Source organism: Fibrobacter sp. UWR3, assembly GCF_900143055.1.
Taxonomy (GTDB): domain Bacteria; phylum Fibrobacterota; class Fibrobacteria; order Fibrobacterales; family Fibrobacteraceae; genus Fibrobacter.
This window is the reverse complement of sequence record NZ_FRCW01000003.1, coordinates 333,364-347,802: the sequence shown is the minus strand read 5'-3', so window position 1 is coordinate 347,802 and position 14,439 is coordinate 333,364. Positions and strand designations below refer to the sequence as shown.

10 protein-coding genes are annotated in these 14,439 nt (G+C 51.2%); 6 read left to right on the top strand and 4 right to left on the bottom strand.

The window, feature by feature from the left end; translation table 11 throughout:
• Nucleotides 1–7: 7 nt before the first annotated feature.
• The 3 genes from BUA44_RS05540 (at nucleotide 8) to BUA44_RS05530 (ending at nucleotide 3,924) form a co-directional block, all read left to right on the top strand.
• Nucleotides 8–433, top strand: a complete 426-nt coding sequence (locus BUA44_RS05540) for a hypothetical protein (RefSeq protein WP_072809500.1) — start codon at nucleotides 8–10, stop codon at nucleotides 431–433.
• Nucleotides 430–825: a P-II family nitrogen regulator gene (locus tag BUA44_RS05535; protein ID WP_141398284.1), complete on the top strand. Its 396-nt coding sequence runs from the start codon at nucleotides 430–432 to the stop codon at nucleotides 823–825. The genes BUA44_RS05540 and BUA44_RS05535 overlap by 4 nt, the downstream gene beginning before the upstream one ends.
• Nucleotides 826–921: 96 nt before the next feature.
• A complete protein-coding gene (locus tag BUA44_RS05530; protein ID WP_072809498.1) occupies nucleotides 922–3,924 on the top strand; it encodes a fused MFS/spermidine synthase in 3,003 nt (1,000 codons plus the stop codon).
• A gap of 177 nt (nucleotides 3,925–4,101) precedes the next feature.
• On the opposite strand, the gene BUA44_RS05525 is transcribed toward BUA44_RS05530, so the two are convergent.
• Nucleotides 4,102–4,944, bottom strand: a complete 843-nt coding sequence (locus BUA44_RS05525; RefSeq protein ID WP_072809496.1) for an outer membrane beta-barrel protein — start codon at nucleotides 4,942–4,944, stop codon at nucleotides 4,102–4,104.
• Between the two features lie 138 nt (nucleotides 4,945–5,082).
• On the bottom strand, nucleotides 5,083–6,096 hold the full coding sequence (locus BUA44_RS05520) for an outer membrane beta-barrel protein (protein WP_072809493.1): 1,014 nt from the start codon (nucleotides 6,094–6,096) through the stop codon (nucleotides 5,083–5,085).
• Between the two features lie 155 nt (nucleotides 6,097–6,251).
• On the opposite strand from BUA44_RS05520, the gene BUA44_RS05515 reads away from it, so the two are divergent.
• Nucleotides 6,252–6,944: a hypothetical protein gene (locus BUA44_RS05515; RefSeq protein WP_072809491.1), complete on the top strand. Its 693-nt coding sequence runs from the start codon at nucleotides 6,252–6,254 to the stop codon at nucleotides 6,942–6,944.
• Nucleotides 6,945–7,125: 181 nt separating this feature from the next.
• Nucleotides 7,126–9,813 carry a leucine--tRNA ligase gene (gene leuS, locus BUA44_RS05510; RefSeq protein ID WP_072809489.1) on the top strand — a complete coding sequence of 896 codons (2,688 nt, stop codon included), beginning with the start codon at nucleotides 7,126–7,128 and terminating at the stop codon, nucleotides 9,811–9,813.
• Between the two features lie 186 nt (nucleotides 9,814–9,999).
• Here the strand turns inward: leuS and BUA44_RS05505 are convergent, their stop codons facing one another.
• Together BUA44_RS05505 and BUA44_RS15610 are read right to left on the bottom strand one after the other, a co-directional pair.
• Nucleotides 10,000–11,445, bottom strand: a complete 1,446-nt coding sequence (locus BUA44_RS05505) for an AAA family ATPase (RefSeq protein ID WP_072809486.1) — start codon at nucleotides 11,443–11,445, stop codon at nucleotides 10,000–10,002.
• A gap of 224 nt (nucleotides 11,446–11,669) precedes the next feature.
• Nucleotides 11,670–11,822 (bottom strand): hypothetical protein, encoded by a 153-nt coding sequence (locus BUA44_RS15610; protein ID WP_178348746.1) that lies wholly within the window; start codon nucleotides 11,820–11,822, stop codon nucleotides 11,670–11,672.
• A gap of 103 nt (nucleotides 11,823–11,925) precedes the next feature.
• On the opposite strand from BUA44_RS15610, the gene BUA44_RS05500 reads away from it, so the two are divergent.
• On the top strand, nucleotides 11,926–14,355 hold the full coding sequence (locus tag BUA44_RS05500; RefSeq protein WP_178348745.1) for a toxin-antitoxin system YwqK family antitoxin: 2,430 nt from the start codon (nucleotides 11,926–11,928) through the stop codon (nucleotides 14,353–14,355).
• Nucleotides 14,356–14,439: the final 84 nt, after the last annotated feature.

Here is a 14,439-nt window from a genome sequence, read left to right as displayed (position 1 = left end):
GTAGGTCATGGCAGAGGTTAAGAAGTCAAGCATTGCGAGAAGGCTTTACGGGCGGGCGAACGGGCGTTCGCGCGTGTCCATGAACCGCCTCAAGATTCTCGTGACCGTCGTGAACCGCGCAAAGGCGGATTTCTACATGGACCACATCCAGTCCTTCGGCGTGAACATGCAGATGCTCGTGTTCGGGCACGGGACCGCCCCGCGCGAGATTGCGACTGCGATGGGCCTTGCGAATTCTGAACGCGCGGTCATCTTCAGCGTCATTGGCGAGAACAACCTGCGCACCGCCCTCGATAGCCTCGGCGAGAAGTTCAATACCATTGCGGGAGGCAAGGGAATTGCCTACACTATCCCGATGTCGAGCATTATCGGCAAGTCCATTTTCAACTTCCTGAGCGATAACCGCGATGCGGTACGGAGGAACGAAGCATGAGCGCATTCAACCACGAAGTCATCTTCTGCATTGTGAATACCGGATTCTCGGAAACCGTGATGGAAGCGGCGAAGGATGCCGGCGCCCGCGGAGGCACTATCCTGAATGCCCGCGGTACGGCGAACAAGGAGGCCGAATCGTTCTTCCACATTGCGATACAGCCCGAAAAAGAAATCGTGATGATTCTCGTGGACTCGAAAATCAAGGACGCGGTGCTGCATGCGCTTTACCAGAAGGCGGGCCTCGACACGATGGGGCAGGGAATCGCGTTCTCGCTCCCCGTGGAAGACGTGGTCGGGCTTACCCCGTGGAAGGCGGTCGACAAGGACGGCAAGACCATCAAGATGCCCATATTCAAGAAGCCCAGCGAAACTACCGAAGAAACAAAGTAAAGTAATTGCCCGCGTACCGGCAATAAACATCTTGAGGCCGGCAATTCTAGTAACTGGTAACTAGCAACCAGTAACTACTTACTATAATTACTCAACATGAACGTTCTCATTTATTTTCTGTTTGCCCTTTCCGGGTTCGCTGGCCTCATTTACGAAGGTTCGTGGGCGCGGTACCTCAAACTCTTTCTCGGGCATTCCAGCTACGGCCAGGTGCTCACGCTCTGCATCTACATGGGCGGGCTTGCCATCGGCAGCTTTGTCGCGGGCAAGATGGTCGAGAAGGTGAGGCGCCCGCTGCTCGGGTACGCCGCGGTGGAACTTGCCATCGGGATTGGCGGTGTGGCGTATCATCCGCTGTATAATGCGCTCACAGGGTTCTTCTTTGATAGCGAATGGGTGGCTGGTCTCGGGTTTACGGGCGCGGAAATTGCAAAGATTGTGCTTGCTACGGGTTCGACCCTCCCGATTGCGATTGCGGTGGGCATGACCTTCCCGTTCATTGCGGCGGGTCTCATGCGCAAGAGCGGCGCCGAGCTCTCGCTCCCGATGCTCTACTTCACGAACAGTTTCGGTTCCGCTATTGGCATCCTTTTTACGAGCTACATGCTCATTCCGGTTCTCGGGAACCACGTTACCTTGTGTGTAGCCGCGTCCATAAACTTCCTGCTTGCCGCTATTTTCGGGTATATCGGGTTTACCACGTCGCCGAACCACGAGGATGACGAGGATGAACTTCCAGGCGATGCCGCCGAGGGGGCAACTGCTGCCCGCGAGCCCCTGAACGAGGACTACGCGGCGGAACATCACCTTGCGATGCCCCCGAAATCCACGTGGTTCTGGATTGCGGGCATCACCGGCCTCACTTCGTTTGTCTATGAAATCGTGTGGATTCGCCTGCTGAGCCTCCTGATGGGGTCGTCGAGCCACAGTTTTGACCAGATGCTTTCGGCGTTCATCCTCGGGCTGGCCATAGGCAGTGCCGTCTCGGGCAAGCTATTGAAGAAGGATTCCCTTGTCGTGCTCTCGATGGCGCAAATCCTGATGGCCTTCTTCGCGCTCTGCACGCTCTACTTCCACAAGCCGTTCTGGGAGATGATGAACGAGGCGAACCAGATATTCAACCCGACGAACGACGGTTACGTTTGCTGGAGCCTCTTCAAGTATGCGCTCTCCGTGCTGTGGATGGTTCCCACGAGCTTCTTTGCGGGCATGACGCTCCCGCTCATTACGATTATCCTCACGCGCGCCTTCAAGAGTGAAGCCCCCATCGGGAAGGTCTACGGCTGGAATACGGTCGGCTCGATTCTCGGTTCTGCGGGTGGTGGCCTCCTGCTGCTTCCGCTGCTGCAGCTCAAGGGCGCCCTCGTGCTTGCCGCGGTTCTCGACTTCGCGATAGGCTTCGCGTTGCTTGTCGTTTATCGCAAGCGCTTCCGCTACAGCGTCGCGTTCTACGTGATTTGCTCCTTCATGGTGTTGCCCTCCATCTTCGTGAACTTTGACCCGCACCTGATTACCTCGGGCGCGTTCCGTGCCTACAAGAACCTCCACCCGGACGAGAAAATCATTGTGCGCGATGGCAAGACGGCTACCATCAGTTTCCACGAATCCAACGTGCATTACTACATCAAGACGAATGGCAAGGCGGATGCGAGTCTCGGCAAGGACCGCTCGCGCCCCATCGAGGGAGACGAACTCACGCAGGCCGCGACCGCCTTCATGCCCATGGCCGTGAAGGATAAGCCCTACGATGCCGCGATGGTCGGCTTCGGGAGCGGCATGGGCGCGCACTACCTGCTTGCTGACCCGCTCTTGAAGGATTTCGACTGCGTGGAAATTGAGCAGGAGATGATGGACCTCGCGAAGGGGTTCTACCCGTGGAATTCCCGCGGTTACGATGACCCGCGCATACACATCTACATCGACGACGCGCAGACGTTCTTCCTCACGAACCGCCGCAAGTACGACCTGATGATCAGCGTGCCCTCTAACCCGTGGGTCTCCGGCGTGGCAAGCCTCTTCAGTCACGAGTTCTATACCAAGATGCGCCGCTACATCAAGCCGGGTGGCCTGTGGGTGCAGTGGATCCAGACTTACGAGTTTAACGACCAACTGTTCCTCAACATCTTGAAGGCGCTTGATGTCGCGTTCCCGTACGTGAGCCTGTACAAGGCGCCGGAAGAACCCGACATCATCATTATCGCAAGCGACGAGCCCGTTTACCAGAAGGCGATATCTCGCTTCAGCACCGACTCCACGCTCGTGAAGGAATTCAAGCGCATCCACCGCGACCCGGAATTCTTCGGCGAGCAGAACTTCCTGTTCACCTCCAAGATGGTGCAGTCGCTCATGGATGGTGTGGCCCCGAACAGCATATTCACCCCGATGGTTGACAACAAGGCCGAAGAGGCGCGCTTCGTGCATTCGCAGGCGCATATCGTGCAGGTGTTCGACAGCTGCGAAGTGTGCTGGCCCGAGTACCTCGATTCCGCGGAGAACGCGCTGCGCCGCCCTGCCCGCGTGAAGCAGATGATGCAGAATGCGGCTGACCCGTACAAGCAGCTCGCGCTGAACGCCTACCTCGACGACGTGCAGGCGAAACTCGATTCCGCGAGGGGCTTCACGGTCAAGGAACCCGATTCCGTTTCGGAACTTTCTGCGATGCCCGCATTGCCTGCCGCCGCGGAAGGTTCGCCCCTGTGGACCAAGTTCCGCATAGACTATATCGAGTGGATTCGCGGTGTCCCGCTGGAAGCCCGCGATACGAACGAGGTCTATGTGAAGGTCCGCAGGCTTGTGGACGAGGGGGCCTTCCCGGCATCGTTCGTGGACGAGTTCAACATCATGGAATGCGCCCGCACCAAGGACTACCATACGGCCGCCCGCCTCGTTGCGGGTTTCTACGAGAAGTACGAGATGAAGGCGATGGACGAGTTCTTCCTCCGCAACGTGCTGCTTATCGCGATGCTCGCGGGTGAACCTGAACTTGCTAACGCTATCTACCTCGATGCCATCAAGGAGCACGAAAGTTTCTTCCCGGTGGAGAAGTTCCTTATCGAGCGCGAGATCGTGAAGCTCCGCCGCAGTTCTATCCGAAAATAAGCGATTAAAACCTGCAGTCGCCCATGCTTGCATGGGCGCTTTTCTATCCATAACTGTATGGATCCTCGCCTACGCGAGGATGACGTTTCTCGCGAGGATGACGCATACCTATCAAAGAAATAAGCGGGCTTGATACCCGCTTTTTCTAATGACCATTGACCAATGACTAATAACTAGCTAGAACAGCATGCTCACGCCGAGCTGCACGTAAGATGTCAGGAAGTTCGCATCTGCGAATTTCTTCTCGCCACCGGAGGCCAGGGTCGGGTTCAGCAGGTTCGTGAATCCCTGCACGGCGCGGATGTTCACCTGCACCCAGCGTGTCAACATGTAGCCGATGTCGAGCGCCGCTCCCAGTTCAAATCCTGTCGTCGGGATGGTGTTCGTTCGGGTCTCGTCGTCGCCCATGTCCAGGTTCTGGGTAAATTCAGAAGAACCGGTGAGCTTCAGGCCCAGGTTCAGGCCGAGGCCGACGAAAAAGTTGTAGTCTGCAAACGTGTAGCGAACGATGAGCGGAATTTCGAACATCATGACGTCGATGCTCGCCTCGTCGTCGCCGAAGTCGGTTTCTGCTGCGTAGGAATAATGGCGGTACGAGAATACCAGCTCGGGAACCATGTTCAGGTTCTTCACGCCGAGCGGCAGGGTGACAAGGACGCCCGCCGATCCCTGGAAACCAAGTCCCCAGCCGTCGGTATCCTGCCCGATAAGCGTGTTTACGCCGAGGTTCGCATGCACGCCCAGGAGGATGGACCTCGCAAAGCCCTCGGTACGCTGGCGGTTGATTTCCGCCTTGGAAGTCTTTTCTTTCTTGTACTGTGCGTATTCGGCCGCGTACTCCTCGTCGTCAGCGAACTCGCTTTCCTGCGAACCGTCGTAGCTGGTCCCTTCCGCGGAGCCACTGCTGCCGGCAGAAACCGCACTGTTATCATTGTCAAACTCGTCGAACTCATCCGCGAAGGATGGCGTGAAAACAGCAAGGAATGTCGCTGCCAGGAATGGAGCAATTCTCGATTTCATGCTAGAATTATAATAAAAGCAAAGTTAAACACCCACCTTATTATAAATTTATTTTGTCCAAAGGGAGTGTGGCAAATTTTTTTTTACCTGCCGCCGGGGCTATCCGGGGCATTTTATACCGATTTTAAGGCTTTTAGGCTAGAGGTACAGCGAAAAACCGAGGGTAACGTGCGATGCGAGCAACTTCATGCCGGTCATCGAGGTCACGGCGACCACGTCCTGGTTCAGGAGGTTCAGCACACGCTGGTTGAATCGCAGGTCAACGGAGAAGTTCCTGTTGATGGTGTAGCCGATTTCGAAGATGCCGCCGACTTCCACGAACGCGGAGGGGATAAGGTCGTCGTCGGATTCGTCCGTCTCGGTGAGCGTGCTGGTCTCGATGGTCTGCTTGAACTTGGAAGAACCCGTGAGCTTGAGGCCGATATCCACGCCGAGCCCGAGGGTGAGGTTTCCGCCACCGATGGCGTACTTGAGCACTACGGGAACCTCGAACAGCACCACGTTGAGGGTGGCTTCGTCCTGTTCGTTGTAGTCTTCTTCGTCGAGTTTTGCTTCGTAGCGGTAACGGTAGTAGCCTACAGAAAGTTCTGCCGAGGCGTACAGCCCGGAGTTTCCAAGCTTTGTCAACGTGATGATGCCGCCATTGGCCTCGTACCCGATTCCCCAGTCATCGATTTCGTCGCCCAGGAAAATCTTGTTCAGGCCGCCTGCCACCCTGAAACCGAGCGAGAATCCGCTGGAGAACCCTTCGCGGCTTGCACGGGAAATATCGGAGTTGTCGTTTATATAGCGGTCGTAGGTGTCATCGTCTGCGTCGTCATCGTAGGTTGCGACGTTGTCTTCCTGGCATTCGGGGAGCAGGGAATCTGCCGGGGTGCATTCGTCTTCGTCGGCCGGGCCCTTGGCGTCTTCCTTTTCCCAAGACTTGCGGGTTGCGTCGGCCGCTTTTTCCGGCTCGGGTGCTGCCTGTTCTCCGCAGCCGTCCCCGATGCATTCGGGGTTGGGTTCTTCGGAACCGTCATTCAGTTCGGTGCTGCCCCCGTTCTGCGAGGCAATCCATGCGGAATCGGTTTCGGCAGGGTATTCGCCCTGCGCGAGGGCTACCGTAGCCGAGAATGCGGCAAAGGCCAGTATGGACTTGAAGAAATTCATGCGCCAAATATAGTTTTTGTGGCGGTGGCGGTCTTGGCCAGCAAGGAGAACTGCTTATAAATTTATGTTGTAAACGAAACTTTACAAAGAAAATAGACTATAGAAATGCATAATTGTATGTATATTACACGTTGGTGGGATAAAGGAGAAAAACTATGAATAAAATAACGACTTTGTTTTGCGCGTTTTCGTTTGCGTTTGCCGCTTCCATGGCACTTGTCGCCTGCGGCGACGATTCCTCGTCTGCAAGCAATGAGGAACAGCCGGGCTCTTCGAGTGATGAAATTGCTTCTTCCTCATCGGTTATGGGTGATGGTTGCAATGCCGAGAACGAGGGTGAAGTTAAAGTTGAATGGGTCGGAAATCCCAAGTATGGGTACGATACATACAAAAGGTGTAAAAACGGTTCCTGGGTGGAAGGCGATATTTCGTTGACTTGCGATACTGCCGGCGTGCAGGTGGGTGACACTTGTGTTAAGCAAGGTTCGTCGAACATATTCCAGGCAGGAATGAATCCTCAGGCTGGTGAAATATCCTTTGTGTATAAGGGCGATGGCGTCTGGGAACGGACTAATCAGGCACAGATTGATTCGCTGATTGCAAAACAGAATCGTTTTGATGCTGCTCTGCAAGAACAATGTGGCGAGCCAGACCCAGAAAAGGACAATCAGTGCTGTTTTACGCCGCCTGCGGAGGTTACCGAGAAGTTTCCTTGGTATGGAAGCGCCCTCTATGAGTATGAACGTGATCAGTGGTTGCCTCAGGCATATTATTCAGCCCCGGATTGCTTTGAAGAAGTAATAGAGGAAGAAATAATCGATGAAGATGGAGAATTAATTGAAGATTAACGCTCTCATTTAAGGGCTTTGAACATCGGGATGGCTGACCGCCGTCCCTTTTTCTTGCTAAATTTAACCCCGAAAAATTTAAAGAGGCTTTGCTGACGGCTGCTGATTGACCTGCTGACGAAATCTTTCGTCTTTCGTCTTTCGTCTTTCGTCTGGCAGAACCAACCTGAGGTATAAAGCAATGGCAAAGTACAATCCGCAAGAGATCGAAACCAAGTGGCAAGCCTACTGGGAAGAACATCAGACTTTCAAGACGGGCACCGATAAGTCCAAGCCCAAGTATTACTGCCTGGACATGTTCCCGTACCCGAGTGGCGCGGGCCTCCATGTGGGCCACCCCGAAGGTTACACCGCCACCGACATCATCTGCCGCTACAAGCGCAGCCGCGGTTTCAACGTGCTCCACCCCATGGGTTGGGACGCATTCGGCCTCCCCGCTGAACAGTACGCCATTCAGACCGGTACGCATCCGGCCATTACCACCAAGAAGAACTGCGACAATTTCCGCCGCCAAATCAAGCGCCTCGGCCTCTCTTATGACTGGAACAAGGAAGTCAACACCACCGACCCGAAGTATTACAAGTGGACGCAGTGGATTTTCAAGCGCCTTTACGGCACCTGGTTCGATGAAGACCAGCAGAAGGGCCGCCCGATTGAAGAACTCCCGATTCCTGCCGATGTCGAAGCCAAGGGCAAGGAAGAAGTCCGCAAGTACAAGGATTCTAAGCGCCTCGCTTACTACGCCGACGCACAGGTGTGGTGGTGCAAGCACTGCAAGATTGTGTGCGCCAACGAAGAAGTCTTGAACGACGGCAGCCACGAAAAGTGCGGCACCAAGGAAGTGGAACGCCGTAACCTCAAGCAGTGGCTCATGCGTATCCCGCTGTATGGCGACCGCCTGCTGAAGGGCCTCGACAAGCTCGACTGGCCGCAGGGCGTCAAGGACATGCAGAAGAACTGGATTGGCAAGAGCTACGGTGCCGAAGTGGACTTTGCCATCGCCGACGCTAACGGCAAGCCGACCGAAAAGAAGCTCCGCGTCTACACGACCCGTTGCGATACGCTGTTCGGTGCCACCTACATGGTCGTCGCTCCGGAACACGCGATGGTGCCGGAACTCACGACTGCCGAACAGAAGGCCGCCGTGGAAGAATACGTGCACGCCGCTGCCTTGAAGAGCGACCTCGACCGTACCGAACTTGCGAAGGAAAAGACCGGCGTGTTTACCGGTAGCTACGCCGTGAACCCGCTCACCGGCACGAAGATTCCGGTGTGGGTCGCCGACTACGTTTTGACTGGCTACGGCACCGGTGCCATCATGGCCGTGCCCGCTCACGATACCCGCGACTTCGATTTCGCGAAGAAGTTTAACCTGCCCGTCATCTGCATCATGGAACCCGATGCAAGCTGCCCCGAGGACGTTCGCCCGAAGGTTCTCGCTGGCGAAGCTTGCTGGGCTGCCGACGGCACCTACATCAACAGCCAGAACGACACGCTTTGCCTGAACGGCCTCAACAAGAAGCAGGGCATCGCGAAGGTCATCGAATGGCTCGAAGCGAACAAGATCGGCAAGGCTACCGTGAACTACAAGCTCCGCGACTGGCTCTTCAGCCGCCAGCGCTACTGGGGTGAACCGTTCCCGATTATCCACTGGGAAGACGGCGAAATCTCTACCGTCGATGATTCCGAACTTCCGGTGCTGTTGCCGGAACTCAAGGACTACAAGCCGGGTGACGGCGGACAGTCTCCGCTCGCAAACGCCACCGAATGGCTCCAGGTCACGGACAAGAACGGCCGCAAGGGTATCCGCGAGACGAACACCATGCCGCAGTGGGCAGGTTCCTGCTGGTATTACCTGCGTTACATCGACGCTTGCAATGGCGACGCCTTCGTCGCGAAGGAACTCGAAAAGTACTGGATGCCCGTGGACCTCTACGTGGGCGGTGCCGAACACGCCGTGCTCCATCTGCTCTACAGCCGCTTCTGGCACAAGGTGCTCTTCGACCTTGGCCTCGTCTCTACCGACGAACCGTTCCAGAAACTCTTCAACCAGGGCATGATTCTCGCCTTCGCTTACGAAGATGCCGCGGGCTCCAAGGTCCCGACCGACGAAGTCGAAGAAAAGAACGGAAAGTTCTTCAAGAAGGGAACCGACATCGAGCTCAAGCAGATTGTGGCGAAGATGAGTAAGTCTTTGAAGAACGTGGTGAACCCCGATGACGTCGTGCGCGATTACGGTGCCGATAGCCTTCGTTTGTACGAAATGTTCATGGGCCCGCTGGATGCCGTGAAGCCGTGGCAGACCAAGGGCATCGAAGGCATGAACCGCTTCCTCGGCCGCGCCTGGCGTTCCGTTGTCGGCGATTCTGACGAAGCCCCGGTCTTTGTGGATGAAACCGCTCCGGAAGCAATCGAGAAGGTGATGCACCAGACCGTCATCAAGGTCACGAGCGACATCGAAAACATGAGCTTCAACACCGCGATTAGCCAGCTGATGATCTTCAACAACGAAATGATGAAGATGGACAAGCGCTACCGCGAACCGTGTGAAACCTTCGTGAAGTTGCTGCACCCGTTTGCCCCGCACATCGCCGAAGAAATGTGGAGCATCCTCGGTCACAACGAATCGCTCACGAACGTCGCTTGGCCGGAAGCCGACCACTCCAAGGCCGTGGAAAACACCGTGGAAGTCGTGTTCCAGGTGAACGGCAAGGTCCGCGCGAAGGCCTCCGTCGCCAAGGACATGGACAAGGCCGCTTTGGAAAAGCTCGCTCTTGAAAACGAAAGAGTGAAGGAGTTTACTGCTGGTAAGACTGTTGTGAAATCCATTGTGGTCCCGGGCAAGCTCGTGAACATCGTCGTTAAGTAAAGGGGGGAAGTGTCCCCCTCGCTTCAGCCCCGACCCCGCCCTTATAATCACGCCCACTCAAATGAGTGGGCGTCTTTTATATAACCCGCCCCAGTCGGGTCTTCCGCTACCCCTTCGCCTAGTGGCTCCGTCCCTAAAACCCCGAATAGTGGTTGATGCAGGACTCTTTTTATTTAGCTGACGTTGTTAGGTGTTGAACAAATCATCGAGCGTGATAGTATTCATGAAATCGCTAGAATAGGCATTATAGGTGAGTCCGTAAGTTGTCACGAGTGTATTGTGGACGGCTGTTTTGCGAGATACCTGTTGCTGCAAGAGATTGGTTCTGTGGACAAGAGTCTTGTGATAGTCGCTAGATATGGTGAATTCTTCGCTGTAGAATTTCATTTCGCACAGGTTTATTACGTTGTCCTTGCGAGATATGATAAGGTCTATTTGTGCTCCGACCTGTTTGTCGTCGCCCTGTAACGACCATGCGGATTGTGTCGTTGTAACCCCTGCAATCTGCAAAGCATGCTTTATTTGACTTATGTGTCTAAAGCACAAATCTTCAAAGGCGTAGCCTCGCCAGGCGTTTATCTTGGCAGAGTCGACGTTATTCATCCAAAATTGCGGGTCTATGTTTTTTTGACCTTCTACGAAACGCAGGTAGAATAGGCAGAAAGGATCGATTAGTTTGTAATGAGGCTTTCGTTTGCTTTCGCCAAAGGGAAAGTATTTCTCGATAAAGTCGCTAGCGGTAAGGGCGTTGAGTTGTTTGGATAAGTCTCCATTGTTGGACAATTGTGTATTTTGAGCAATGTCATCACGTGTGAAACCGTTTCGACGAGACGATAGGAATCGGACAATACGAATCATATCTTCTGGTCTAGTGAAGACGGATGCGAATAGACGAGAAAACTCGTTTTTCAGTTTGGCGTTGGAATCAAAAAATAACGTATCGATATTCTGGGCGAGGCTTTTGCCTTTTGCCAAGTAGGTCATGTAGTAGGGAATGCCGCCAAGGATCATGTTCGCCTGGGCTATATCGTATCTCGACATCTGAATACCCTGACTTTTATAGAAAGCCTCACATTCGGATAGAGTGAACGGCATCAACTTGATTTCGTAAGTGGTTCTGCCATATAAACCACCATGGTTATTGACGAGATTGTCTAGCATCCATGAATTGGCGCTGCCACAAACAATAAGCATCAGGTTTTGTCTATGGCATGCCCAAGTGTTCCAGAAACTTTCCAAAGCGGTTATGAAACCGCTTTTGGGAGTGTCCATCCAGGGGAGTTCGTCTAAAAAGATGACCTGTCTTTTACCATCATCCCTTTGTTGGAGAAACTGTTCCAGCATAAAGAATGCTTCAAGCCAGTTCTTGGGACAATGGCTTTTTTTCATCCCCTGCAACTGGAGCGACTGGTAGAAATGCTGAAGCTGTTGCTTGGAATTGTTTGATGCTCCTGTTTCGTCTACCGGGCTGAGTCCGGCGTGGCGGAATGTAATCGATCCTTTTAGAGCTTCGTCTATAAGGAATGTCTTGCCTACGCGACGGCGACCATAAACGGCGACAAATTCGGCCTTGTCGCTGGAATACAGTTGCTTCAGTTCGCCAATTTCCTTTTTTCGACCAAGAATCGCCATAAAGACCTCGTATAATTCGCTACGAAACAATATTTTTGCTTCTCGTAGCGGTTTATCTTGATATTTTGAATATAGATTATTTTTCTGAGAAATCTCGTAAATTTCGCTCGTTTTACGAGTTCATTACGAGCATTTTACGAGGTTTTAGTGTCAAAAATGTCGAAATTTGCATAAAAAAGGCGTTTTGACCTCGTAATTATTGAACAAAAAGGATTACTGGAAAATCACCCTCCGCAGAACGCCAGCGACGCCACAATCCCCACGATAATCAGGAACGGCAGAACCTTCAATAGCAAGGTAATGGCGCAGGCATCCCCTGCGTCACCAGCCCCGAAAAGGGCCAATATGCCAAGCACGATAAGGAAAGTTACCAGCATAGAACCTTGCCCTTACAAATATACATACCACAAATGTCATATTTTGTCGCTGCAATGGATGTATATTTATGGCGATACGGAAAACATCAAAGGCGGGGCATATATGGAAAATGGCATCTTAAAAACCAGCTACCCTAACGGAAATCCGAAACTTGAATGTCCAATAGTAGATGGCAAAAGAAACGGACTATGCATTCTCTACTATGAAAATGGAAATATTTGCCGCAAGGCGATGTTTAAGGACGATTTGCTTGATGGAGTTGAAGAAACTTACCATGACAATGGAAAGTTGCGCTGCAAAATTTTATTTCAACAAGGGCGCCCCGTAAATGGAAACGTTGTTGTTTTTGATGAAAAAGGGAAACCTGCTTTAACTGAATTTTGGTCAAATTGTCGATGCAAAGCGTTTGATTCTCAAGATAGATTAATTCTTGAATACGGGCTTTTCAGCACTAGCTATGAAGGCTTATATAAAAGTTATTTCCCAAATGGCAACATCAAGGTTTCTTGCGAATACAGCCAAGGCAAAATAGAAGGCTCATATAAGTCTTTTTATGAAAATGGATGCGTTCGAGAAGAAGTGTTTTTTAGGAACGGTATGCGGGATGGTTTAGAAAAGAGATTTTATGACACAGGCGATATAATGTTTGAAACGCCATATACGAACGACAAAATCGAAGGAATACAAAAGAAATACAACAGAAACGGGCATCTTATTTACGAATGTCCTTACAAGAACAACGAGAAACATGGTACAGAAAAATTCTTCTATGATAACGGAAGGATTCGGATTGAAACACAACTAAAAAACGGAAGGCCTGAAGGATTTGAACGAGAATACTACGAAAGTGGCGCACTAAATTGGACTTCCTCTTTCAAATACGGACATAGAGATGGATTACAAAACGAGTTTTATGAAAGTGGAGCCTTAAAACGGAGTCGTTTTTTCAAAAACGGTTTAATGTATGGCCACGAATACACCTATACAGAAAGTGGGACCACTATTCTCGATTGTACTTATTATGCAGGTGCGTTAATTGGAGACGAAAAGCAGTTTTATGAAAACGGGCAACTCCGGACATGCCGTCCATACAACTACGGTGTCGTTGCTGATGGAATTGTCGAGGTTTATAGCGAGAATGGAAACGTCCTAGAACAGGAACATTGGGAAAATGGTCTTTGCTCGGTCTTTTTTGAAAACGGGAACATCAAAAAAATATTCGGCCTAAAAAACGGTGCTTATGCGGGAGTATTCAAAGGATACTTTGAAAATGGACAGATTGCTCGTGAGTGTTTCTTCAAGGGCGGCTCTCTTGACGGAGAACGGAAGGACTATTTTGAAAACGGGAATTTAGCCTTTGAATGCACATTCAAGGAAGGCAAGAAACACGGTCTGCTGCATGTCTATTATGAAAATGGAGGTCTTAAGGAAGAAAGCCTGTTCTTAGACGATCTCATTCTTGGCCCGTCAAAAACATATTATGAAGACGGATCGCTGGCACAAGAAACTTTCTTTGGCAAATATGGTCTTGAGGACGGCGCAGAACATTCTTATTATAGAAGCGGAACCATGCGAAGCGAGACCTTTTATATTCACGGAAAAAAGGATGGCATTGAAAAATATTTCTTTGAATCCGGAGCCATGATGAGCGAAACTCCTTATCGTAATGGTGTTCCAGAAGGTATTGCGAAAGAATATAAAGAAGATGGTACTCTAGAAAAAGAGACCCCTTATGAAAATGGTGTCAAACAAGGTTTTGAAAAGATTTTTTCTGCCAACGGGGCTGTCGTAAGATCAACGATGTATATTGATGGTGATGCTTGTGGCTCTCATATTACACAATATTACGATGACGGCTCTATATGTCGTGAAGTTGACATGAATGGTTTCTTGCCTGATGGAATGGAGTTCGTCTATCACGAAAACGGAGCGTTACAATCTAAAACACAATATAAGAATGGACAAATCGTAGATGGCAAATACGAAATTTTTGACGAAAACGGAATTCTCCAAGAATCATTCATTTGCAAAAACGGAATAGCCAAATTTTATCATGAAAGTGGCTGTATAAAAAGACAGATGTATATATTTAGAGACCAATTTAACGGTCTATGCCAAGAATTTGATTCCGAAGGGAACGAAATTTGCTCTTCCTATTATTGCGATGGCGTAGAGTGCGAATCAGAAGAAGGCTTTTTAGACGACACATTCGAGGAATTGGCCGATTCAGTCTTCTTTTATTATGATAGACAAAGACCAGATTTGGATGAAACATCGTTAAAAGCATTCTTCCGAGAAATTTACGAATGGGTAATGTCACTTCCAGAGGCGTCTAAAGAATATGATGACTACGCCGAAATCCTAGAAAATCTCACCGATGAGACGATTTCCGAGGAACTTTTTGTTCGGCGACTTGTTCGTGAATTCATACTACGGTTGCGCTTACCGAACGAATCTAAAATTGAGACAGAGTTGATAAAGAAAGTGACGGAAAGGTTGAAAGTGAATTTGCCGTCTACAAAATGCGAGTGAGATGCTGATTTACGTGAAAATCAAAAACGGTGAGTCGGAATATGGTATTTTGCATGATTTTTGGAAAATATTGTTCAAAAAATT

What these genes read in the sequence shown, in the direction of transcription:
- BUA44_RS05540 (WP_072809500.1), top strand. Translation starts at nt 8, where the DNA reads ATGGCAGAGGTTAAGAAGTCAAGCATTGCGAGAAGGCTTTACGGGCGG.
- BUA44_RS05535 (WP_141398284.1), top strand. Translation starts at nt 430, where the DNA reads ATGAGCGCATTCAACCACGAAGTCATCTTCTGCATTGTGAATACCGGA.
- BUA44_RS05530 (WP_072809498.1), top strand. Translation starts at nt 922, where the DNA reads ATGAACGTTCTCATTTATTTTCTGTTTGCCCTTTCCGGGTTCGCTGGC.
- BUA44_RS05525 (WP_072809496.1), bottom strand. Translation starts at nt 4,944, where the DNA reads ATGAAATCGAGAATTGCTCCATTCCTGGCAGCGACATTCCTTGCTGTT.
- BUA44_RS05520 (WP_072809493.1), bottom strand. Translation starts at nt 6,096, where the DNA reads ATGAATTTCTTCAAGTCCATACTGGCCTTTGCCGCATTCTCGGCTACG.
- BUA44_RS05515 (WP_072809491.1), top strand. Translation starts at nt 6,252, where the DNA reads ATGAATAAAATAACGACTTTGTTTTGCGCGTTTTCGTTTGCGTTTGCC.
- leuS (WP_072809489.1), top strand. Translation starts at nt 7,126, where the DNA reads ATGGCAAAGTACAATCCGCAAGAGATCGAAACCAAGTGGCAAGCCTAC.
- BUA44_RS05505 (WP_072809486.1), bottom strand. Translation starts at nt 11,445, where the DNA reads ATGGCGATTCTTGGTCGAAAAAAGGAAATTGGCGAACTGAAGCAACTG.
- BUA44_RS15610 (WP_178348746.1), bottom strand. Translation starts at nt 11,822, where the DNA reads ATGCTGGTAACTTTCCTTATCGTGCTTGGCATATTGGCCCTTTTCGGG.
- BUA44_RS05500 (WP_178348745.1), top strand. Translation starts at nt 11,926, where the DNA reads ATGGAAAATGGCATCTTAAAAACCAGCTACCCTAACGGAAATCCGAAA.